23 protein-coding genes are annotated in these 22,180 nt (G+C 44.0%); all 23 read left to right on the top strand.

Features of this window, described 5'->3' with window-relative positions; translation table 11 throughout:
* Positions 1-1,132, top strand: a 1,132-nt coding sequence (locus TY15_RS19615; protein ID WP_042375231.1) for a cytochrome ubiquinol oxidase subunit I, incomplete at its 5' end; no start/stop codon positions are given.
* Complete coding sequence (locus tag TY15_RS19610; RefSeq protein WP_040204176.1) at positions 1,129-2,154, top strand: cytochrome d ubiquinol oxidase subunit II; 1,026 nt, start codon at positions 1,129-1,131, stop codon at positions 2,152-2,154. The genes TY15_RS19615 and TY15_RS19610, both read left to right, overlap by 4 nt.
* A 14-nt stretch (positions 2,155-2,168) precedes the next feature.
* On the top strand, positions 2,169-2,270 hold the full coding sequence (gene cydS / locus TY15_RS25395) for a cytochrome bd oxidase small subunit CydS family protein (protein WP_407716451.1): 102 nt from the start codon (positions 2,169-2,171) through the stop codon (positions 2,268-2,270).
* Between the two features lie 148 nt (positions 2,271-2,418).
* A complete protein-coding gene (locus TY15_RS19605; protein WP_040204174.1) occupies positions 2,419-2,790 on the top strand; it encodes an ArsR/SmtB family transcription factor in 372 nt (123 codons plus the stop codon).
* 212 nt (positions 2,791-3,002) lie between these two features.
* On the top strand, positions 3,003-3,941 hold the full coding sequence (locus TY15_RS19600) for a cation diffusion facilitator family transporter (protein ID WP_040204173.1): 939 nt from the start codon (positions 3,003-3,005) through the stop codon (positions 3,939-3,941).
* A 195-nt stretch (positions 3,942-4,136) separates the two neighbouring features.
* Positions 4,137-4,421 (top strand): YhdT family protein, encoded by a 285-nt coding sequence (locus TY15_RS19595; RefSeq protein ID WP_040204171.1) that lies wholly within the window; start codon positions 4,137-4,139, stop codon positions 4,419-4,421.
* Positions 4,418-5,869 carry a sodium/pantothenate symporter gene (panF, locus tag TY15_RS19590; RefSeq protein ID WP_040204170.1) on the top strand — a complete coding sequence of 484 codons (1,452 nt, stop codon included), beginning with the start codon at positions 4,418-4,420 and terminating at the stop codon, positions 5,867-5,869. The genes TY15_RS19595 and panF overlap by 4 nt, the downstream gene beginning before the upstream one ends.
* 83 nt (positions 5,870-5,952) lie before the next feature.
* Positions 5,953-6,192, top strand: coding sequence for a CsbA family protein (locus TY15_RS19585; protein ID WP_040204169.1), 240 nt, complete (start codon positions 5,953-5,955; stop codon positions 6,190-6,192).
* A 203-nt stretch (positions 6,193-6,395) separates the two neighbouring features.
* On the top strand, positions 6,396-8,375 hold the full coding sequence (uvrB, locus tag TY15_RS19580) for an excinuclease ABC subunit UvrB (RefSeq protein ID WP_040204168.1): 1,980 nt from the start codon (positions 6,396-6,398) through the stop codon (positions 8,373-8,375).
* 7 nt (positions 8,376-8,382) lie between these two features.
* Positions 8,383-11,256, top strand: a complete 2,874-nt coding sequence (gene uvrA / locus TY15_RS19575; RefSeq protein WP_040204166.1) for an excinuclease ABC subunit UvrA — start codon at positions 8,383-8,385, stop codon at positions 11,254-11,256.
* A 226-nt stretch (positions 11,257-11,482) separates the two neighbouring features.
* Positions 11,483-12,592, top strand: a complete 1,110-nt coding sequence (locus tag TY15_RS19570) for a DUF4097 family beta strand repeat-containing protein (RefSeq protein ID WP_040204165.1) — start codon at positions 11,483-11,485, stop codon at positions 12,590-12,592.
* Positions 12,593-12,608: 16 nt separating this feature from the next.
* A complete protein-coding gene (locus tag TY15_RS19565) occupies positions 12,609-12,974 on the top strand; it encodes a phage holin family protein (protein WP_040204163.1) in 366 nt (121 codons plus the stop codon).
* Between the two features lie 135 nt (positions 12,975-13,109).
* A complete protein-coding gene (gene hprK, locus TY15_RS19560; RefSeq protein WP_040204162.1) occupies positions 13,110-14,045 on the top strand; it encodes an HPr(Ser) kinase/phosphatase in 936 nt (311 codons plus the stop codon).
* 12 nt (positions 14,046-14,057) lie between these two features.
* Positions 14,058-14,873, top strand: a complete 816-nt coding sequence (lgt, locus tag TY15_RS19555; RefSeq protein ID WP_040204161.1) for a prolipoprotein diacylglyceryl transferase — start codon at positions 14,058-14,060, stop codon at positions 14,871-14,873.
* Positions 14,874-14,941: 68 nt separating this feature from the next.
* On the top strand, positions 14,942-15,586 hold the full coding sequence (ppaX, locus tag TY15_RS19550; RefSeq protein ID WP_040204159.1) for a pyrophosphatase PpaX: 645 nt from the start codon (positions 14,942-14,944) through the stop codon (positions 15,584-15,586).
* Between the two features lie 5 nt (positions 15,587-15,591).
* On the top strand, positions 15,592-16,131 hold the full coding sequence (locus tag TY15_RS19545) for an acyltransferase (protein WP_040204158.1): 540 nt from the start codon (positions 15,592-15,594) through the stop codon (positions 16,129-16,131).
* 464 nt (positions 16,132-16,595) lie between these two features.
* The gene (locus TY15_RS19540; protein WP_040204156.1) at positions 16,596-17,768 is read left to right on the top strand and encodes an ATP phosphoribosyltransferase regulatory subunit; all 1,173 of its coding nucleotides are present in this window, start codon (positions 16,596-16,598) and stop codon (positions 17,766-17,768) included.
* Complete coding sequence (hisG, locus tag TY15_RS19535; RefSeq protein WP_040204155.1) at positions 17,761-18,384, top strand: ATP phosphoribosyltransferase; 624 nt, start codon at positions 17,761-17,763, stop codon at positions 18,382-18,384. The genes TY15_RS19540 and hisG overlap by 8 nt, the downstream gene beginning before the upstream one ends.
* A gap of 12 nt (positions 18,385-18,396) precedes the next feature.
* Positions 18,397-19,671, top strand: a complete 1,275-nt coding sequence (gene hisD, locus TY15_RS19530) for a histidinol dehydrogenase (RefSeq protein ID WP_040204153.1) — start codon at positions 18,397-18,399, stop codon at positions 19,669-19,671.
* A 43-nt stretch (positions 19,672-19,714) separates the two neighbouring features.
* Complete coding sequence (gene hisB / locus TY15_RS19525) at positions 19,715-20,302, top strand: imidazoleglycerol-phosphate dehydratase HisB (RefSeq protein ID WP_040204152.1); 588 nt, start codon at positions 19,715-19,717, stop codon at positions 20,300-20,302.
* Between the two features lie 105 nt (positions 20,303-20,407).
* Positions 20,408-21,034, top strand: coding sequence for an imidazole glycerol phosphate synthase subunit HisH (gene hisH, locus TY15_RS19520; protein WP_040204151.1), 627 nt, complete (start codon positions 20,408-20,410; stop codon positions 21,032-21,034).
* Positions 21,031-21,756 carry a 1-(5-phosphoribosyl)-5-[(5-phosphoribosylamino)methylideneamino]imidazole-4-carboxamide isomerase gene (gene hisA / locus TY15_RS19515; protein WP_040204149.1) on the top strand — a complete coding sequence of 242 codons (726 nt, stop codon included), beginning with the start codon at positions 21,031-21,033 and terminating at the stop codon, positions 21,754-21,756. The genes hisH and hisA overlap by 4 nt, the downstream gene beginning before the upstream one ends.
* Positions 21,753-22,180 (top strand): imidazole glycerol phosphate synthase subunit HisF (gene hisF / locus TY15_RS19510; protein ID WP_042375224.1); only part of this gene is annotated, 428 nt, incomplete at its 3' end. The genes hisA and hisF, both read left to right, overlap by 4 nt.

The raw sequence follows: 22,180 nt of genomic DNA, 5'->3' as shown, positions 1-22,180 counted from the left end.
TACCGCCATCGGCTTGCAGTTATCACTGTTGTGGCCTAATTTTATGCAATTAGCCGGAAACGTGATTGCCTTGCCATTATTCATGGAGACCTTTGCTTTTTTCTTTGAAGCTATTTTTTTAGGGATATACATCTATACTTGGGATCGATTTGAGAATCAGCGTAAACATTTGCTCCTCCTGATTCCTGTTGCCATCGGGGCTTCCTTTTCGGCTGTTTTTATCACCATTGTCAATGCCTTTATGAATGCACCGCAAGGATTTGACCTCGTAAAAGGTCAGTTAGTGAATGTCAGTCCAATCGTGGCGATGTTTAATCCTGCGATGCCCACAAAGGTCGCCCATGTTGTCGTCACAGCATATATGACATCTGCCTTTGTGCTGGCTGCGATCGGTGTGTATCGACTGTTGAAAGGATCGGATCATCTGTACCACAAAAAGGCCGTTTTTTTAACGATGAAGCTTGGACTGGTTTTTTCGATTGCGACAGCACTATTAGGTGATTTTTCTGGTAAATATTTGGCCGAATACCAACCCGAAAAATTAGCAGCTGCTGAGTGGCATTTTGAAACAGGAAAAGAAGTTCCATTGATTTTGTATGGGGTTCTGGATAACGGGGAAATCAAGTACGCAATTAAAATTCCCTTTGCCCTCAGCATCTTAGCCGGCGAGGTCCCTAATGCTGAGGTCATAGGCCTGGATCGATTTTCTGAGGATGAAGTGCCACCACTTTATATCCATTATCTATTCGATACAATGGTAACGATTGGGATGTGGCTAGCCCTGTTGTCTTTCGTTTATGTTATCGGCGTTTGGAAAAAATGGACCTTTGTCATCAGCAAATGGTTTCGCTGGCTACTTGTTCTTGGGGGACCGCTTTCCATCCTTGCTATTGAAGCTGGATGGTGGCTGGATGAGGTAGGTCGTCAGCCATGGATTTTACGCGGGATCATGCGAACAAAAGATGCTGCCACAACAAGTGGGCACGTAGATACCATGTTACTTTTATTTGCAGGACTTTATTTGATTTTGGGTGTCGGAAGTGTGGTGGTGCTCATCCGTATGTTTCGGAAAAACTCGGTGGAACAAGAATTGGCGGATCGAGCGGTGGAGAAGGCAGGTGAGTTGACATGACCTTAGAAATGATCGGTATAACCGTATTGGGAGTATTTCTTTTTGGATACATTATTGTGGCTTCGATTGATTTTGGGGCAGGATTTTTTAATGCCTATAGTACGGTGACAGGTAAACAGCATATTTTGACAAAAATCATCCAACGCTATTTATCGCCAGTCTGGGAAGTCACCAATGTATTTCTCGTGTTTTTCTTTGTCGGCATGGTTGGTTTTTTTCCGAAAACCGCTTATTATTTCGGGACAACCTTGCTCGTACCTGCCAGCATCGCGATTATTCTTTTGGCAATCCGTGGCGCCTATTATGCCTTCACCACATACGGCGGACTAAAACATAAACGGTATACCGTTCTGTACGGTCTGACTGGATTATTTATTCCTGCATCATTATCGACGGTGCTGACGATTTCAGAGGGTGGATTTGTGACGATGAAGAATGGCGGTCCGAATCTTAATTATTGGAAGCTGTTCACAAGCCCGTTATCCTGGAGCATTGTCGTACTTAGTCTCACCGCTGTGTTATATATATCTGCTGTATTTTTGACCTGGTATGCGGACCATGCGAAGGACGAAGCGGCCACGAGCCTGTTACGAAAATATGCCTTAACATGGGCAGGACCAGCGATCATCACGGCTGCAGGGATCATCGTGGAGATGAAGTCCCACAATCCTGAACACTATCAGCGACTCGTGGCTGTTTGGTGGCTGTTTGCTCTATCGTTTGTTTTATTTGCGGGGACAGTTTATTTTATATGGAAGAAGCGCAGCTATGGTTTAGCCTTCGCGCTGCTGATCGGACAATTTGCGTTGGCCTTTTTGGGCTATGGTATCTCGCATTATCCTTATTTACTCTACCCATACCTTACCCTGTACGATAGCTTTACAAATGAAGCGATGGCGATTGCGTTGGTTGTGGCATTTATTGCGGGTCTTGGTTTACTCATACCATCGCTCTATCTTTTGCTCAGACTGTTTTTATTTAATAAAGACTATGTCCAAGGGAAACGAAATGATCATGTATAAGGGGGGAAGGGATGATGGCTGACTTTCTCATTTTCTATGCACCATTTGTGATTCTTCTTGCCTCGATTGCGGCAGCCTTCTGGGCAGCACAAAAAGATGATGCTGTAAAAAAATGAATGAGGGTTAGGACCTGTTGAAGTGTCCTAATCCTCATTTATTTTATTGACAAAAAAACCTGAAATTTTGGCAATAATCATTGACATTCAAACCATCATTTGAATATGATATAATCAAATGAACATTTGAATGAAGAAGGTGATGGATTTGAAAGATCGCGATGTTTGCGAGATTACATGTGTAGATAGTGAAAAAACCGCTCGAATTCACCAACAACTGAAACGTGATAACCATCTCCCTGACGTGACCAAGCTTTTTAAGGCATTGTCGGATGAGACGCGATTGAAAATAGCTTATGCGTTAACACTTGAAGAGGAACTATGCGTTTGTGATGTGGCAACAATAGTTGGTGCAACAACGGCAACCGCTTCGCATCATTTACGTCACCTAAAGGGATTAGGTCTAGCAAAATATCGCAAAGAGGGGAAACTAGTCTATTATTCTCTTGATGATGAGCATGTCAAACAGCTCCTTTGCATAGCGATCGAGCACCAAGCAGAGGTGGCAGATCGTGGGTGAACGATTGAAAAATGGGTTTAAGGCTTTCAAGTGTTTACCTGCGCGAGTACTGTAAATTCACAAGAACTGTCGTCTGATTATGGAGTAAAGAGAATTTTGATTCTGCATCGAAACAGCAAGATAAGAAAAAACTAACCTTAATCGTAATTTTTTCGTTTTAGAATGAGATAAATAAAAAAGCTACTCTACGAAGAGAGCTTGGGGGGATTAACATGGGTCATCATCACCATGGCCATGCAAATGGCCATACACATGGTCACTCACACGGCCATTCACATACAGGAAATAAAAAAGCATTATTGAGTTCTTTCCTATTAATTGCTGCATTTATGATTGTAGAAGTCATAGGCGGCATTTTCACCAATAGTTTGGCGTTACTGTCGGATGCGGGTCATATGTTAAGTGATGCTGCTGCCCTTGGGTTAAGTTTCTATGCGATCAAGCTTGGTGAGAAGAAAGTTTCTCAAGAAAAAACCTATGGCTATAAACGATTTGAAATTATTGCTGCCGCCTTGAATGGGCTAACGCTTATCGTCATTTCTGTTTATATTTTCTATGAAGCGTTTCAACGTTTTTTCGCTCCGCCAGAAGTTCAAAGTACGGGAATGTTGATAATCTCTGTTCTTGGGTTGGTTATCAATATCATTGCTGCGTGGATCTTGATGAAGGGCGATAAGGATGAAAACTTGAATGTACGAAGTGCCTTTCTGCACGTACTAGGCGATATGCTCGGTTCGGTTGGGGCAATTGTGGCGGCACTCCTTATTATGTTGTTTGGCTGGGGAATCGCTGACCCGATTGCTAGTGTGATCGTAGCTATTTTAATCCTCATGAGCGGGTTTCGGGTAACAAAGGAATCCTTTCATATCTTAATGGAAGGTGCTCCGACACAGATTAATATGAAGGAAGTAAAAGATGCCTTAAGGCAGATTCCGTTGGTAAAGGAAGTTCATGACCTGCACATTTGGACGATTACCTCAGGATATCCAGTTTTAAGCTGTCATATTACTATTTTGGATAACGGGATACATGATGAAATTCTGTCCCAATCGCAACGGGTCCTTCATGATGAATTCCATATTGAACATAGCACCATCCAAGTCGAAAAAGAAACCAATGGCTGCCCCAGCCTGCATGGAACATGCAACTAACACGCTATTTGTTTGTAACCAATATAAAAAACCTTATGTGGATGTGCTGTTATTGTCAGCTCAAATCAACTAAGGTTTTTTATTTGCAGTAAAGAGGGATGCTGATGGAATTCAAGTTTCCCTTTATTTCTCAATTTTGTTTGGTACAATGGTGCTTATAGTAAAAAAAATCACTTACATTGAGGAGGAACACTGTTGAAAAATACAGTCAATCCGTTGGACAAGCATTTTAAAATTGCCCACAGGGAAGCCCTGTTCGGGGTTATTCTTGTTGTTATTAATTTTATTTGGTGGTATGGCTTCGGCTATGGCCTTGGCTCGGGGAAAGTGGAGAATTATACGTACATATTTGGTTTACCAGCCTGGTTTTTTTATAGCTGTATTTTAGGCTTCCTTGTCATGACCATCCTCGTTATTCTGACGATAAAATTTTTATTTAAAGATGTTCCCTTTGATGAAGAAGAGGGGGAACACCAATGAATTGGCCAGTTATTACACCATTAATTATTTTTTTACTAATCATTTTTGCTGTCGGCATATGGTCAAACAAGTTTGTCCTCAAATCCAATTCGTTTCTAGAAGAATACTTTCTAGGTGAACGCCAAATGGGCGGTTTCATTCTGGCCATGACGATGGTCGCCACCTATGGCAGTGCCAGCAGTTTTATCGGCGGCCCAGGTGTTGCTTATACGCAGGGATTAGGCTGGGTGTTTCTAGCAATGGCCCAACTTGCAACTGGCTATTTTACGTTAATGATACTAGGAAAGAAATTTGCGATTGTCGCTCGCCGGTACAAAGCGATTACGTTAATTGACTTCCTAAAGGAGCGTTATCATAGTAAAACTGTTGTATTGTTATCGGCAGCCAGTATTATTATTTTCCTTTTTTCATCGATGACTGCACAATGGATTGGTGGAGCTCGGTTGGTTGAATCATTAACAGGCTTGTCCTACACAACAGCTTTATTCATTTTTGCTTTTTCCGTCCTTGTGTTTGTCATTGTCGGCGGGTTCCGGGCTGTAGCCTTAACAGATGCCATTCAGGGGGTTGTTATGTTTTTAGGTACCTTGATTCTGTTGATCGCTACGATTAAAGCTGGAGGAGGGGTTCCGAAAATCATCTCTGATTTAGCCGCAGAAAATCCAAATTTAATTAGTCCTTTTGGGGCAGAACGAAATTTAACTCCTGCTTACGTCTCTTCATTTTGGATTTTAGTTGGAATAGGGGTAGTGGGGTTACCACAAATTACTGTCCGTGCTATGTCTTATAAAAATTCGAAGGCCATGCATAGTGCAATTATCATTGGAACGATTGTTGTGGGCTTCATCATGTTGGGAATGCATCTCATCGGCGTATTTGCCCGTCCTGTCCTACCAGGGGTAAAAGTCGGTGATACGGTCATGCCGTTGTTATCAATGAAGGTTCTTCCTCCATTTGTGGCCGGAATTGTCTTGGCTGCTCCTATGGCGGCGATCATGTCAACAGTCGATGCATTATTAATTCTTGTTAGTTCGGCAATCGTGAAGGATGTTTATTTAAACTACATCAAGCCGAATGCCTCAAATAACCAGATAAAAAAGATTAGTTTCAGTGTGACGGCGATTATCGGTATTTTAGTCATTCTTCTTTCGTTAAGTCCGCCTGACCTGATTGTTTGGCTGAATTTATTCTCGTTCGGCGGCTTAGAATCGGTGTTTATTTGGCCAGTTATTTTAGGGTTATATTGGAAAAAAGGGAATAAACACGGTGCAATTGCCTCGATGATTTTAGGAATGGGTTCTTATATTTTATTAGATCGCTTCTACCCAAATGCCTTTGGCCTACATACGGTGGTCCTTCCGATTCTTCTTTCATTCGTAGGATTTATTGTCGTCAGCCTGCTTTATCGTCAAAAGGCAGGAACTTCTCATATGGAATTTCAAAAGTAACTCTTTTTGAAAAATGTTTTGGTTGCAATTTTCTAAATAAATTTTTAGAATGAATTAACAGAATGACTGAATGAGGTGTACCCATGTTTGAGATTATTAGAATATTGTCGGCTCTTACGATGCCAGGGATACTCGTCTTACTTTTTACACGGGTTGCTTACAATCGGGTTGTCGGTCTTATTTTAACTGTTGCGCTTATCGCTGCGTCCGTATATAAAGGTTATACCAACACGTTCTTACTCATTGTTATCGATGCCTTTTCATTAACGGCAGGCTTTTGGTTGGCAGCTAAAATGAAACCGCGCGTACTCAATAAGAATTAGTACAAATTAGTCTGCCTATCTGAGGCAGGCTTTTTTTTATAAATACAAAAAAACGAATGCTAGTTCGCATATTGGTGGTTTGTTTTTGGGTGAATGTGGTAGAATATTAATATGCATTTTAGAGAATACACTTTCTAGCACAGCCCGGTCCAAAAACATGTTTTTTAGCTGAAAGTGATTTATATAAACAGGAGGAACAGTTTGTGAAGGACCAATTTGAATTAGTTTCAAAATACTCACCACAAGGTGACCAACCGGAAGCCATCCGCCAATTAGTAGAAGGTGTCCGTCAGAATAAGCTCCATCAAACCTTACTTGGTGCGACAGGTACGGGTAAAACATTTACCGTTTCTAACGTGATTAAAGAGATTAATAAACCCACTTTGGTGATTGCCCACAACAAAACCTTGGCCGGACAGCTCTACAGTGAGTTTAAGGATTTTTTTCCTAATAATGCGGTAGAATATTTCGTCAGTTATTATGATTACTACCAACCTGAGGCCTACGTGCCCCAAACAGATACCTTTATCGAAAAAGATGCCAGCATCAACGATGAAATCGATAAACTTCGCCACTCGGCAACCTCAAGTCTATTCGAGCGGAAGGATGTTATCATCATCGCCAGTGTGTCCTGTATTTATGGTCTCGGTTCTCCGGAAGAATACAGCGAGATGGTGTTGTCACTAAGGTCAGGGATGGAAATTGAGCGTAATCAGCTGCTACGCCGCCTTGTTGATATTCAATATGAACGAAATGATATCGATTTTAAACGGGGGACCTTCCGTGTCCGTGGGGATGTCGTCGAGATTTTCCCTGTATCACGCGATGAGCATTGTATGCGCGTCGAATTTTTCGGGGATGAAATTGATCGCATTCGCGAGGTGGATGCCCTCACCGGTGAAATCATTGGTGAACGCGAGCATGTCGCCATTTTCCCGGCCTCTCACTTCGTTACAAGAGAAGAGAAATTACGCGTGGCGATCGAGAATATTGAAAAAGAACTGGAGGAGCGGCTTACCGAATTGAGAGCAGAGGATAAACTGCTTGAAGCACAGCGGATTGAGCAGCGTACCCGCTATGACTTAGAAATGATGAGGGAGATGGGTTTCTGTTCTGGAATTGAAAATTACTCCCGTCACCTGACACTTCGACCCGCCGGCTCCACGCCGTATACCTTACTTGATTATTTTCCAGAGGATTTTCTGTTGATTATCGATGAATCGCATGTAACATTGCCGCAAATCAGAGGAATGTTTAATGGTGATAAGGCACGAAAACAAGTACTAGTGGACCATGGCTTCCGTTTACCATCGGCACTCGATAATCGACCGCTTACCTTTGATGAATTTGAAAAACATGTTCATAATGCCATCTTTGTTTCAGCCACACCAGGTCCATATGAACTAGAGCATACTCCAGATATGATTCAACAAATCATTCGCCCAACTGGCCTGTTAGATCCAACTATTGAAGTTCGGCCGATTGAAGGACAAATTGATGACCTCATCGGCGAAATACAGGAACGTGTGAAGAAAAATGAACGGGTCCTTGTTACGACCTTGACGAAAAAAATGTCTGAGGATTTAACGGATTACTTGAAGGAAATTGGGATCAAGGTGCAATATTTGCATTCCGAGGTTAAGACGCTTGAGCGGATTGAAATTATCCGTGAACTACGTCTTGGAAAATATGATGTTCTTATTGGAATCAACTTGCTCCGAGAAGGACTCGATATTCCGGAGGTCTCCCTGATCACCATTCTCGATGCAGACAAAGAAGGTTTCCTCCGTTCAGAACGGTCTTTAATTCAAACGATTGGCCGGGCAGCAAGAAACGCCAATGGCCACGTGATTTTGTACGCTGATAAAATGACCAACTCGATGGAGCTGGCGATTAGTGAAACCAAGCGGCGTCGTGCGATTCAAGAGGAATACAACTTAAAACACGGCATCACTCCGCAAACGATTCAAAAGGAAATCCGTGATGTCATTCGTGCGACGCATGCCGCTGAGGAACAGGAAGAGTACAAACCGACGGCATCATTCAGCAAAATGTCGAAGAAGGAAAGAGATAAATTAATTATAACAATGGAAAAAGAAATGAAGACCGAGGCAAAGGCGCTTAATTTTGAACGTGCTGCCGAGCTTCGTGATTTATTGTTGGAATTGAAGGCGGAAGGATGACGTAAAAATGGCAATGGAAAAACTGATTGTGAAAGGCGCGCGAGCCCACAATTTAAAAAATATAGATGTCACCATTCCGAGAGATCAGCTTGTTGTCTTGACGGGACTTTCGGGTTCAGGGAAGTCCTCGCTTGCCTTTGATACCATTTATGCAGAAGGCCAGCGCCGCTACGTGGAATCCCTTTCGGCATATGCTAGGCAATTCTTAGGGCAAATGGATAAGCCTGATGTGGATGCGATTGAAGGTCTATCCCCGGCCATTTCGATTGATCAAAAAACAACAAGCCGGAACCCGCGCTCAACGGTCGGGACGGTAACAGAAATCTATGACTATTTACGATTACTTTATGCACGAGTTGGACACCCAACCTGCCCGATACACAAAATAGAAATCTCCTCGCAAACGATCGAACAGATGGTGGACCGAATTCTTGACTATCCAGAACGAACCAAGATGCAAATCCTTGCCCCTGTTGTTTCTGGTCGAAAAGGTACACATGTGAAGGTGTTTGAGGATATTAAAAAGCAAGGCTTTGTTCGGGTGCGAGTCGATGGGGAAATGGTCGATCTTGGTGATGAGATTGAACTTGAAAAAAATAAAAAGCACTCTATTGAAGTGGTTATTGACCGAATTGTTGTGAAGGAAGGCATTTCCGCTCGGGTTGCTGATTCACTTGAAACGGCCCTTAAGCTTGGCGAAGGAAAAGTCATTGTCGATGTCATCGGTGAAGAAGAGCTGCTATTTAGTGAAAATCATGCTTGTCCCCAATGCGGCTTTTCTATTGGTGAGCTAGAGCCACGAATGTTTTCGTTTAATAGTCCATTCGGTGCCTGCCCAGAATGTGATGGACTTGGCTCCAAACTTGAAGTGGATATTGAGTTAGTTATTCCTAATAAGGATTTATCGCTCAAACAGCATGCGATTGCGCCATGGGAACCGACAAGTTCACAATATTATCCACAATTATTAGAAGCCGTTTGTCATCATTTTGGTATCGATATGAACATTCCCGTTAAGGATATTCCAGAACATCTCTTGGATAAGGTTCTTTATGGCTCAGGGAAAGAAAAAATTTATTTCCGCTATGAGAATGATTTCGGACAGATTCGTGAAGGCAATATCGAATTTGAAGGCGTCATGCGCAATGTGGAACGCCGTTATAAAGAGACCAGCTCTGACTATATTCGGGAGCAGATGGAAAAATACATGGCCGAACAGCCATGTCCAACCTGTAAAGGCTACCGCTTGAAAAAGGAAACCTTGGCTGTTTTGATAAACGGGCGCCATATTGCCCAAGTGACGGATCTATCGATCGAGGAGGCTCAACAATTTTTTGCGGGGCTCAAACTTTCAGAAAAAGAAATGCAAATTGCGAAACTTATTTTTCGAGAAATTAGCGAACGACTTGGTTTCCTCATCAATGTTGGCCTTGATTATTTAACCTTAAGCCGTACTGCTGGGACATTATCTGGTGGGGAAGCCCAACGGATTCGCCTAGCCACGCAAATTGGTTCAAGGCTAACAGGAGTCTTATATATATTGGATGAACCCTCCATCGGGTTACATCAACGTGATAACGACCGCTTAATCGGCACCTTGCAAAGAATGCGCGACATCGGGAACACCTTAATTGTGGTCGAACATGATGAAGACACGATGATGGCAGCTGATTATTTAATTGATATCGGACCTGGTGCAGGCGTCCATGGCGGAGAAATTATCGCGGCTGGTACACCTGCAGAGGTCATGGCTGACCCGAACTCGCTAACTGGCCAATACTTATCCGGGAAAAAATTTATTCCCCTTCCGCTTGAGCGTCGCAAGCCGGATGGCCGCTTTATCGAGATCAAAGGTGCCTCCGAAAACAATTTAAAAAATGTAAATGTTAAGTTCCCGCTTGGGATGTTTATAGCGGTTACAGGGGTTTCAGGGTCAGGAAAAAGTACATTGATTAACGAAATTCTCCATAAATCGTTGGCGCAAAAGCTTCACCATGCCAAAACGAAGCCAGGGGAACACAAGACGATTAAAGGCATTGACTATTTGGAAAAGGTCATTGATATTGACCAATCGCCAATCGGTCGAACCCCACGCTCCAATCCAGCGACGTACACAGGTGTCTTTGATGATGTTCGTGATGTGTTTGCGACAACAAATGAGGCAAAGGTTCGCGGCTATAAAAAAGGACGCTTTAGCTTTAATGTCAAGGGTGGCCGTTGTGAGGCTTGTCGAGGCGATGGAATTATCAAGATTGAAATGCACTTCTTACCTGATGTGTATGTACCTTGTGAAATTTGTCATGGCAAGCGCTATAATCGTGAAACGCTCGAAGTGAAATACAAAGGGAAAAATATTTCTGATATTCTCGATATGACGGTCGAAGCAGCTGTAGAATTTTTTGAAAACATTCCAAAAATCAGTCGAAAGCTTCAGACCATTTTGGACGTTGGCTTGGGCTATATTAAGCTCGGTCAGCCAGCGACAACACTTTCAGGAGGCGAGGCACAGCGCGTAAAGCTAGCTTCAGAGCTGCACCGTCGTTCAACAGGTAAATCCTTCTATATTTTGGATGAGCCGACAACTGGTCTCCATGTTGATGATATTTCGCGCCTGCTCGTAGTTTTGCAGCGTTTGGTTGAAAATGGCGATACCGTCCTCGTGATTGAACACAATCTTGATGTGATAAAAGCTGCTGATTATCTGGTCGACCTTGGTCCAGAGGGCGGCGATAAAGGTGGAACGATTATCGCGACGGGAACCCCGGAAAAGGTGGCAGAGACGCCAGAGTCCTATACCGGCAAATACTTAAAACCTATTCTAGAGCGTGACCGTTTACGTATGAAACAACAACTAGAAGATAAAAGTGCCGTTAAGGCATAAGAAATGATAACAGTCGAAATCCTAATGGCTAGTCCTGTCTGGGTTTCGGCTTTTTTATCTTATAGAGTTAAGGAAAGCAGAAAAACAAAAATTATCCGAAACTTTCAACGTGCTATTTCGTAAATAATGGATAGAAGTACTCATTTGGAATATTGTCAAAGGCGTAAAGGTTCTCCTGGCTGAATAAACTTTAAAAGAATAAAAAATTATTTCTGAGGTGGAAAAGATGAATGAGCAACGGAAACGGATTTTACAAATGGTTGAGGAAGGCAAACTGAAGGCAGATGAAGCATTAGCACTACTGGACGAGCTGGAAAAAGCCCAGCAAACGATGGAGCAGAAGCAGGAGCAAATGGTTACTGAACTTTCTACCCATGTTAAATTTGAAGAAGCGAAAAAGGAAGAGCCTTTTCAAGCTAAATACCAATCCACAAAGGATAAATTATTCGATTTTGTCGATTCAGCTTTGAAAAAAATTAAGGATCTGGATTTAGACTTGAACTTTGGTCAATCAGTGGATATTTCGCATATTTTTCACCACGGTGACGTTGAGTTAAAAGATGTGGACATAAACGTGGCCAATGGTTCCGTTAAAATTGCCACTTGGGAGCAACCAGACGTACGAATTGAGTGCCAGGCAAAGGTATATCGCGTGGATAACCAGGATCAGGCACGGCAAAATTTTTTACAGGATGTCATTTTTGCAGTTGAACACCAGACATTACGATTTATGACACAACAAAAATGGATGAAGGTTGAAGCCACTATTTATGTTCCAAAGGCACAGTTTGAGCGAGTGCGTGTCAGAATGTTCAATGGCCCGATTTCAGGAGAAGCCATGAACGTTGACGACTTGCGCTTGAAAACGGCAAACGGAAAAATAACCTTAAGCGGAGTAGAAGGAAGAAAGGCTGAAGTCGAAACCGCAAACGGGAAAATTAAGGTGACGGGCAGTCAGTTTGACGAGGTAGAAACGGAGACCATTAACGGTGCGATTCAACTCGAGGGCGATTTTAGAAAAGTAGAAATGCAATCCTTTAACGGAAATATCAGCCTAAAAGAGGTTGGAACCCGTTCTGAATTGATTCAGGCAAAGGCAACCACCGGGGGAATCGACCTGCATATCCCAGAGACAATTCCCGTCAATGGGGAATTGAAGACGAATCTTGGCGGCTTTCATGTCAACCTTGTAGGTGTTCAAGTGCTTGAGGAGAAAAGCGAAATGATTCAAAAATCGCTTCGCTTCCAATCTGTCAATCATCCTGATAAAATGTTGAGAATATACGCAGATACAAAAACAGGCTCGATTACCATTCAAAAATCACAAGAACAATAGTAGGAGACGTTAGAAAATGAGATGGCTGATAGGATGTTTGATTAATGCAGTTTTATTTACGGCACTCGCAGGCTATTTTCATGATAGTTTTCAACTGACAGGATTTATGGCTGCACTGCAGGCGAGCATTTTATTATCCATCTTAAATGTGCTGGTCCGCCCGCTCCTGATCTTGTTTACTCTGCCGGTGACGGTTTTAACATTGGGGCTATTTCTCTTTGTCATTAATGCGATTACACTTGAGTTAACGGATTATTTGATGGGGGATGCCTTTGAAATTAGTGGCTTTGGCATGGCCCTATTTTTCGCCGTTGTGATGTCACTTGTTAACGTCATGATTCAAAAAACGCTTCTGGAGCCCTCGAAACGGGCGAAAAAATAATGAAAAAGGTGTACTCTGTTCATAAGGGTACACCTTTTTCATTTGGTTCTGTTCTAAAAAATGCTAAAATAGGAGATATGATTTTTATCAGTTCTCATTTTTCTAAAAAAACAATCCGTTTGAGGAGGAAGCTACTTGCCAAAAGTACGTACGAAAGATATATTGGAGAAATTTCAGCTAGAATTGATCAGCGGTGAAGAGGGAATTAACCGCCCGATTACCATGAGTGATATATCTCGTCCAGGGATTGAAATGGCTGGCTATTTTGAATTTTATCCGGCCGAGCGCATTCAACTGCTAGGTAAAACAGAATTGTCATTCTTTCAGGAACTATCTCCGAATGATCGTATATCCCGGATGGAACAGTTATGTACCGATATTACCCCCGCTATTATCGTCACAAGGGGGATTGATGTTCCAATTGAGTTAATGGAAGCATCGGAACGGGAGTCAGTGCCTGTCTTAAGGGCAACGATGAAAACAACGCGTTTTTCCAGCCGGCTAACGAATTTTTTAGAAAGCAAACTCGCGCCTACGACAGCCGTTCATGGTGTGTTAGTGGATGTTTATGGGATTGGCGTATTAATTACCGGTAAAAGCGGCGTTGGTAAAAGCGAAACAGCATTGGAATTAGTGAAGCGAGGTCACCGTCTCGTTGCGGACGATTGCGTGGAAATTCGGCAGGAGGATCAGGATACATTAGTCGGAACTTCACCGGATTTAATCGAACATTTATTGGAAATCCGGGGCTTAGGGATTATTAATGTGATGACGTTGTTTGGGGCAGGTGCTGTCCGCAGTAATAAACGAATTACATTGGTGATGAATTTAGAGATTTGGGATGCCAAAAAGCAATATGACCGCCTTGGATTAGATGAAGAGAAAATGAAGATTATTGACACTGAGGTGACCAAACTGACGGTTCCTGTTCGTCCAGGGCGAAATCTCGCGGTTATTATCGAAGTAGCGGCGATGAATTTCCGGTTAAAACGAATGGGCGTGAATGCAGCGCAACAATTTACCGATCGTCTTTCAGATGTAATTGAAGACGGCGACCAAGAAGATATGTAAGGGGAGAGACAGATGAGTGAAACGATTCAGCCATTAAACCCCATTGCCTTTTCACTAGGATCGATAGAGGTGCACTGGTACGGGATTATTATCGGTTCTGGTTTGGCCCTTGCGCTATTCCTTGCGATAAGGGAGGGCAACCGAAGGGGATTGCCTAAGGATACATTTGCGGACTTAATGCTGTGGGCGATTCCGATTGCCATTATTTCCGCACGGATTTATTATGTGATTTTTGAATGGAAGTATTATGTGAATCATCCGGCGGACATCCCGCAAATATGGAATGGTGGGATTGCGATTCATGGAGCCTTAATCGGTTCAGTTCTGACCACCTATATTTTTGCTAAAAAAAGAGGGCTGTCATTCTGGAAACTTACGGATATTGCAGCACCAAGTCTTATTCTTGGACAAGCAATTGGCCGCTGGGGGAATTTCATGAACCAGGAGGCACATGGTGGGGAAGTTACGAGATCATTCTTGGAAAACTTGCACTTACCAGATTTTATAATCAATCAAATGTATATTAATGGTGCTTATTATCATCCAACCTTTTTATATGAATCTCTCTGGGACTTGGTGGGCTTTATTCTGTTAATGTTACTGCGCCGCGTTAATTTCCGCCGCGGTGAGTTGTTTTTGTCGTATGTGATCTGGTATTCCATCGGCCGCTTTTTCGTCGAAGGGTTACGGACCGATAGCTTGATGCTGGGCAGCTTGCGAATGGCACAAACCATTTCAATTGCCCTTGTGGTAGGGGCATTAGTAATTCTTATTTATCGCCGCATGAAGAAACAGTCTGAGGCACACTATTTAGATCAAACCAATTAGTTATGATAAAGGGTAGGCATGGTCCTACCCTTACTGGTTGATGCTAGTAAAAGGAAAGGATGCAACCGATGACAAACAACATTACGACCGTACTCTTTGATTTAGATGGAACATTAATTGATACGAATGAATTAATTATTTCTACGTACTTACATACCCTGGAAAAATACTTTCCAAGCAAATATCAACGTGAGGATGTGCTCCCCTTTCTTGGACCAACGCTGCATGATGTCTTTGGCAACATGAATCCAGATCAGATCGAGGAAATGGTTACAGATTATCGGGCTTATAACATTGCTAACCATGATGAGCTTGTCAAAGAATTTGTCGGGGTGTCGGAAACGGTACAGACTTTGAAGGAGCTGGGCTACAAGCTCGGAATTGTGACAACCAAGCGCTTGGATGTCACGATGAAGGGACTGCGTTTGATGAAGCTTGATCGCTTTTTTGAGGTCATTGTGGCCTATGATCATGTGAAAAAAGTAAAACCGGATCCAGAACCGATTTTCTTAGCATTAGAGCAATTGGCATCTACTCCTGCTGAAGCTATCATGGTTGGCGATAACTTCCATGATATATTAGCAGGAAAAAATGCTGGCACGAAGACGGCAGGTGTCGCCTGGTCGATTAAAGGTCGAGATTATGTCGCCCATTACGAACCAGATTACATGTTAGAGAATATGACTGACTTATTAACCGTTCTCGGAGAGTGAGACGAATGAGAAATACGACCCGCTACCCTGTGGAAGGGGCGAACTCCTTGTGGCACGTTTATAAAACCGTGCCATTTTGGAAGGTTGTCAAAAATTTTATTGTGATTCAGCTGGCTCGGTATACACCGTTTTTGGGGATGAAGAATTGGCTTTACCAAACGTTTCTAGGTGTGAAGGTGGGGGAACAGACTTCTTTCGCCCTGATGGTGATGCTAGACGTCATGTTTCCGGAAAAGATCAGCGTGGGTCGCAACACGGTCATTGGCTATAACACGACTATTCTAGCACACGAATACTTAATTAAAGAGTACCGTCTTGGCCCGGTTTCTATCGGGAGTGAAGTGATGATTGGGGCGAACTCAACGATTCTCCCTGGCATCACGATTGGCGATGGAGCAATCGTATCGGCGGGAACGCTTGTCCATAAGGATGTTCCGGCAGGTACCTTTGTGGGCGGCAATCCGATGCGGGTTATTTATACAAAGGAAGAGTTGACTGCTCGGTGGGCCAATGATCCGATTTATGGCGGGGAAAAGATGAGTTGATGTTTGATGAGGGCCTGGTTTTGCAACCGGGTTTTTTAGCCGATAGGAAAGTATAACTTTCCTATCAGGCATAAGTGCAACTACGCCTCTGTCTTCGCCCTTAGGGGCTCGCCAGTCGGCGAGTTTTCTTTATTACCATTTTCTAATCGGAAGCCCGGTTTGGCTGTTTGTTGCAGGGGCAGCACTTCAGAGTTTGGCGGAAAAAACTGTGAAGTTGGCGGAATTCTGATTCAGTTTGGCGGAAAAACCGTAACCTTAGCGGAATCATGACTTCGTACAACTTGAATAATCGGAAAATTAGCAGAATTCCAACGAAGATTAACAGCTACAACATACTGACTGACAGTTGTTAATTTACAGTTAGATTTTCATTGACGAAAATCTTCCGAAGATGTAAACTACACCTATTATCTTTAATTCTCTAATATGTTAGCAGACTAAAGCGTTTGAAGAGGGTGAACAAAATGAGTCGCTTATTTATGTTTGAAAAGCCGCTCGGGATGCGAGATACACTCCCAGGGCTTTATGAAAAAAAATCCCGTGTACGTTCTTTAATAGGAGATACGATGAAACTGTGGGGGTATCAATTTATCGAAACTCCTACATTGGAATACTATGAAACCGTTGGTGCAGCATCGGCCATCGCTGATCAGCAGCTATTTAAATTACTGGATAAAGAAGGACAAACGCTCGTGCTCAGGCCGGATATGACCGCACCCATTGCTCGGGTAGCAGCCTCCAAGCTGTTAAATGAAGATCTACCTGTTCGATTAGCATACTCCGCCAATGTGTTTCGCGCCCAACAGCGTGAGGGCGGGCGGCCTGCCGAGTTTGAACAAATCGGCATTGAATGTTTGAATGAAGAAACGGTATCGTGTGACGGTGAAGTCATTGCCTTACTGATATCTTCATTAAAAAAAGCAGGCCTGCAACAATTTCAAGTTTCCATCGGCCATGTTGGCTTTGCCCAGGAATTATTTGTCCAAATCCTTGGCACAAATGGTCGGGCCGATATCTTACGAAAGTATTTATTTGAAAAAAATTACGTGGGCTACCGTGAGCATGTGAACTCACTGCAGCTATCCTCCATCGATAAACAAAGGCTGTTACAACTCCTCGAATTACGAGGCGGTGAAGATGTCATTGGTCAAGCCCTTGATATTATGGAACAGGACAGCGGCAAGCAAGCCCTGTTGGACCTTAAGGAGCTGTGGGATGTCATTAAGGATTATGACGTCGCAGCCTATGTGAAATTTGATTTTACGATTGTCAGCCATATGAGCTACTATTCTGGGATCCTTTTTGAGGTCTATGCCGGGAATGTTGGTTTTCCAATTGGAAATGGGGGCCGCTATAGTTTAATGGAGAAATTCGGAAAGTCAGCGAGTGCGACAGGCTTTGCTGTTCGCATGGATATGCTGCTTGAGGCACTTGGGGGCGGACAACAAGAAAATTCAACACACTGCATCTTTTTCAGCCAAGAGCGCCGGAAAGAAGCCTTTAAACTAGCTGAAAAAATGCACGAACAAGGGAAACAGGCTGTACTCCAAGATATTACAGGTGTGAAAAATCTCGACGCTTTTACAAAACGCTTCGCCGAGACAACCTATCTAATTGGAGGGCGTACGGATGAGTAATATATTAACGATGGCGATGCCAAAGGGGCGGATCTTTGAAGAAGCCGTGGAGCTCCTTCGTAAAGCTGGCTATAAATTGCCGCCAGAATTCGATGACTCTCGTAAATTAATTATTGAAGTGCCAGAAGAGGGCCTGCGGTTTATTTTAGCCAAGCCGATGGATGTAGCTACTTATGTAGAACATGGCGTGGCTGATGTGGGGATTGCTGGTAAGGATGTATTACTTGAAGAAGAGCGCGATGTTTATGAGCTTCTTGATCTTAACATCAGCTACTGCTACTTGGCGGTGGCTGGCCTGCCAAACACAAAGATGAATGAAGTAGCCCCAAGGGTTGCTACTAAATATCCAAATGTGGCCGAAGCTTATTTTCGTGAGCAAGGGGAGCAGGTCGAAATCATAAAATTAAACGGGTCAATTGAGCTTGCCCCGATTATTGGCCTATCTGACCGGATCGTCGATATCGTCTCCACGGGCAGAACGTTAAAGGAAAACGGCCTCGTGGAATACGAACGAATCAAGGACGTGACATCGCGGTTTATTGTCAATCCTGTTAGCTATCGGATGAAGGATCAGCAGATTAATGATATGGTGAAACGCCTGAGCGAAGTGGTGTAGGGAGGGTTACATATGAAAATCGTAAAAGTAGATGAACAGGTATCAATAAAACGCTCGATTGAAGCGGGCACCTCCGAGCAGCTGGCGAGTGTGAAGGAAATTATTAGCGAGGTCCGCAGGCGTGGGGATGAAGCTGTAAGGGAGTTCACGGAAAAGTTTGACCGCGTTCGTTTTTCCGCCTTTTCTGTGACAGACCAAGAAATCGAAGCAGCTTATGCGGATGTAAATCAGCAATGTATTGAAATTGTCCGCGAAGCAGCACAAAATATCCGCTCCTTCCATGAAAAGCAGCTGCGACCGTCATGGATGACCACGGAAGAGAATGGGACAGTACTTGGTCAAAAAATAACGCCACTCGATTCCGTTGGTGTGTACGTGCCTGGGGGGACGGCGGCCTATCCCTCCTCCGTGTTGATGAATGTGGTTCCAGCAAGGGTAGCAGGCGTAAAACGGATTGTTATGGTTTCCCCTCCTGATGCAACAGGGACGATTCCAGCGGCGGTATTAGTGGCAGCGAAGGAAGCGGGAGTTGAAGAAATTTATAAAGTGGGTGGAGCCCAAGCGATTGCGGCACTTGCTTATGGAACAGAAACGATTGCTCCAGTGGATAAAATAACAGGCCCCGGCAATATCTTTGTCGCACTGGCGAAACGGGAAGTCTTCGGGGATGTCGCTATTGATATGATTGCTGGACCGAGCGAGATAGCTGTTTTAGCTGATGATACGGCCCAAGCAAATGAAGTGGCGGCCGATTTACTATCACAGGCTGAGCATGACCCGCGTGCATGCAGTGTGCTAGTCACCCCGTCACTACGATTAGCTGAAGAGGTGGCGCAGGAGGTTGAAAAACAGCTTGCCTTGTTGCCGCGGAAGGACATTGCCGCGCGCTCCATTGCTGATTATGGGGCGATTTATGTGACCGAAGATCTTGATGAAGCGGTGGAAATCGTCAATCAATTGGCCCCTGAACATCTTGAGATAATGACCGAAAATGCGATCGAGCTGCTGGGGAAAATTCGTCACGCAGGGGCCATCTTTATTGGTCGTTACAGCTCAGAGCCGGTGGGCGATTACTTTGCAGGACCTAATCATGTGCTGCCAACCAATGGGACAGCGAGGTTTTCGAGCCCGCTGAATGTCGATGATTTTCAAAAGAAATCGAGTGTGGTGATGTATAGTCAAACGGCATTAAAGGAGAATGGCGCGAAAATTGCCGCCTTTGCCCGAATAGAAGGCCTGGAGGCACATGCACGAGCTGTCGAAATGAGACTAAAAAATGATAAATAGTTTTCGAAAAAATAGATCACATACATAAAAGGGGGGCATTTTCATGGCAAGAGTAGCCAGTATAGAACGGAACACTAATGAAACACAAATTCAACTTTCCTTAGAAATCGATGGAGAAGGGCAATCGAAGCTTGAAACGGGTGTCCCATTCCTTACCCACATGCTTGATTTATTTACAAAGCATGGCCAATTTAATCTAACAGTGAACGCCAATGGCGATACAGACGTAGATGACCACCACACGACAGAAGATATTGGAATTTGCTTAGGGCATGCACTTCGTGAAGCATTAGGTGATAAACGAGGGATCAAGCGCTATGGCAATGCCTTTGTCCCGATGGATGAGGCATTGGCACAGGTAGTGGTCGATCTTAGCAATCGCCCCCATCTTGAGATGCGTGCCGAATTTCCAAGCCAAAAGGTGGGCACATTTGATACCGAACTGGTCCACGAATTCCTGTGGAAACTTGCGCTAGAGGCGCGTATGAACCTCCATGTCATCGTCCATTATGGCCAAAACACCCACCATATGATTGAGGCAGTCTTCAAGGCCTTAGCGCGAGCGCTTGACGAGGCAACCACCATCGACCCTCGTATCAAAGGGGTTCCTTCGACAAAAGGCATGCTTTAGATGGGTGTCAGGCACCAATAGTAAGGCTCGCATGATGAAAATAGGTTTTAATAGATAGAATTTGGGTGAAGAAATAGTTGACTCAACAAAGAAGGTGACGAGTAAATGATTGGGATTGTTGATTATGGGATGGGGAATCTGTTTAGCGTTAGTAAGGCGCTGGAACGGCTCGGTGCTGATTATGTGATTTCTGCTGATAAAGATCAGCTGCTAGCTGCGGACGGGTTGATTCTGCCAGGAGTTGGATCGTTTCGTGATGCGATGGAACGCCTGCCAGTAGACACCATTCAGGAATTTGCGGCAACTGGGAAACCATTGCTAGGCATCTGTTTAGGCATGCAGCTCCTCTTTGAAAATAGCGAGGAAAATGGGCCAACGAAAGGATTGGGGCTGTTGCCAGGGAGTGTCCGTCGTTTTCCAGGGCGCACTTCTGAGGGCGAGTCCTATAAGGTTCCGCACATGGGCTGGAACCGTCTCGAATTTGTGAGCGAGTCGCCGCTTTTGAAAGATCTTCAAGAGGACTATGTCTATTTCGTGCATTCCTATTACGTCAATGCTGAAAACTCAGAGGTACTGCTGGCAAAAGCAGATTATCATGAACAAGTTTCAGCAGTAGTTGGAAGAGATAATGTGATGGGCATGCAATTTCATCCGGAAAAAAGCAGCAAGTTAGGGATGGCGCTCTTAGCAAACTTTTTAAACATGGTAGAAGAAAGGAAGGCGGTACGATGAGCATCACGATTTATCCGGCGATTGATATGCGAGGCGGGAACTGCGTCCGTCTTCTGCAAGGGGATTACGCCCAAGAAACGATTTATGGAGATTCACCATTTGCAATGGCGAAACGATTTGCCGCAGACGGTGCGGAGTGGATCCATATGGTCGATCTCGATGGCGCTAAGGATGGTAAACGAGTCAATGATCGCTTTGTGGTTGAAGCGGCACAGAACCTTGCTGTCAACATCCAAATTGGTGGAGGCATTCGTTCTGAGGCGGATATCCTCCACTATCTCGAAAATGGAATTGACCGTGTGATCATTGGAAGTATTGCCGTTTCTAATCCAGAATTTGCTATTGAAATGATCAGAAAATACGGTGCTGCTATTGCGGTTGGGATTGATGCGAAAAATGGCTATGTCGCTACACATGGTTGGCTGGATACATCTGAACTCAAGGCAATTGAGGTAGGAAAACGATTTGCTGATGCAGGCGCTGAGACGTTTATTTTTACAGATATCGCCACCGATGGGACACTCTCAGGGCCAAATATTGCTGCTGTTTGTGAAATGGCTGAAGTCACTGGTAAGAATGTGATTGCCTCTGGTGGTGTCAGCAGCCTTGCTGATCTGCAGGCAATTGCAAAGCATGGGATACAAGGGGCAATTGTCGGAAAAGCCCTCTATGAAAATCGGTTTACATTGAAGCAAGCGCTGGATGAGGTGAGGTTCTCATGACTTTAACCAAGCGAATCATTCCCTGTTTAGACGTAAAGGATGGTCGCGTCGTCAAAGGGATTCAATTTGTCCAACTTCGCGATGCCGGTGACCCAGTCGAGCTTGCACGTTTTTATGATGAACAAGGGGCCGACGAGCTTGTGTTCTTAGATATCTCTGCTTCCGTTGAAGGCAGAAAAACGATGGTAGAAGTCGTTAAGGCGGTTGCGTCAGAACTAGCCATCCCGTTCACCGTGGGCGGCGGGATCAACTCCCTAGACGATATGAAGAGAATTCTGCGTGCTGGTGCCGATAAGGTGTCCTTAAATACGGCGGCGGTTTTGAATCCGGAGCTCATTAAAGAAGGTTCGAGCTACTTTGGTTCTCAATGTATGGTTGTTGCCATCGATGCCAAATTTGACCATGAGCTCGGAGAGTGGCGGGT

This window comes from Neobacillus jeddahensis (genome assembly GCF_000612625.1).
GTDB lineage: Bacteria > Bacillota > Bacilli > Bacillales > Cytobacillaceae > Neobacillus > Neobacillus jeddahensis.
This window is presented reverse-complemented; position numbering and strand designations above follow the sequence as displayed.

Coding starts and splice junctions, on each gene's coding strand:
- TY15_RS19610 (WP_040204176.1), top strand. CDS start 1,129: ATGACCTTAGAAATGATCGGTATAACCGTATTGGGAGTATTTCTTTTT.
- cydS (WP_407716451.1), top strand. CDS start 2,169: ATGGCTGACTTTCTCATTTTCTATGCACCATTTGTGATTCTTCTTGCC.
- TY15_RS19600 (WP_040204173.1), top strand. CDS start 3,003: ATGGGTCATCATCACCATGGCCATGCAAATGGCCATACACATGGTCAC.
- panF (WP_040204170.1), top strand. CDS start 4,418: ATGAATTGGCCAGTTATTACACCATTAATTATTTTTTTACTAATCATT.
- TY15_RS19585 (WP_040204169.1), top strand. CDS start 5,953: ATGTTTGAGATTATTAGAATATTGTCGGCTCTTACGATGCCAGGGATA.
- uvrA (WP_040204166.1), top strand. CDS start 8,383: ATGGCAATGGAAAAACTGATTGTGAAAGGCGCGCGAGCCCACAATTTA.
- TY15_RS19570 (WP_040204165.1), top strand. CDS start 11,483: ATGAATGAGCAACGGAAACGGATTTTACAAATGGTTGAGGAAGGCAAA.
- TY15_RS19565 (WP_040204163.1), top strand. CDS start 12,609: ATGAGATGGCTGATAGGATGTTTGATTAATGCAGTTTTATTTACGGCA.
- lgt (WP_040204161.1), top strand. CDS start 14,058: ATGAGTGAAACGATTCAGCCATTAAACCCCATTGCCTTTTCACTAGGA.
- ppaX (WP_040204159.1), top strand. CDS start 14,942: ATGACAAACAACATTACGACCGTACTCTTTGATTTAGATGGAACATTA.
- TY15_RS19545 (WP_040204158.1), top strand. CDS start 15,592: ATGAGAAATACGACCCGCTACCCTGTGGAAGGGGCGAACTCCTTGTGG.
- TY15_RS19540 (WP_040204156.1), top strand. CDS start 16,596: ATGAGTCGCTTATTTATGTTTGAAAAGCCGCTCGGGATGCGAGATACA.
- hisG (WP_040204155.1), top strand. CDS start 17,761: ATGAGTAATATATTAACGATGGCGATGCCAAAGGGGCGGATCTTTGAA.
- hisD (WP_040204153.1), top strand. CDS start 18,397: ATGAAAATCGTAAAAGTAGATGAACAGGTATCAATAAAACGCTCGATT.
- hisB (WP_040204152.1), top strand. CDS start 19,715: ATGGCAAGAGTAGCCAGTATAGAACGGAACACTAATGAAACACAAATT.
- hisH (WP_040204151.1), top strand. CDS start 20,408: ATGATTGGGATTGTTGATTATGGGATGGGGAATCTGTTTAGCGTTAGT.
- hisA (WP_040204149.1), top strand. CDS start 21,031: ATGAGCATCACGATTTATCCGGCGATTGATATGCGAGGCGGGAACTGC.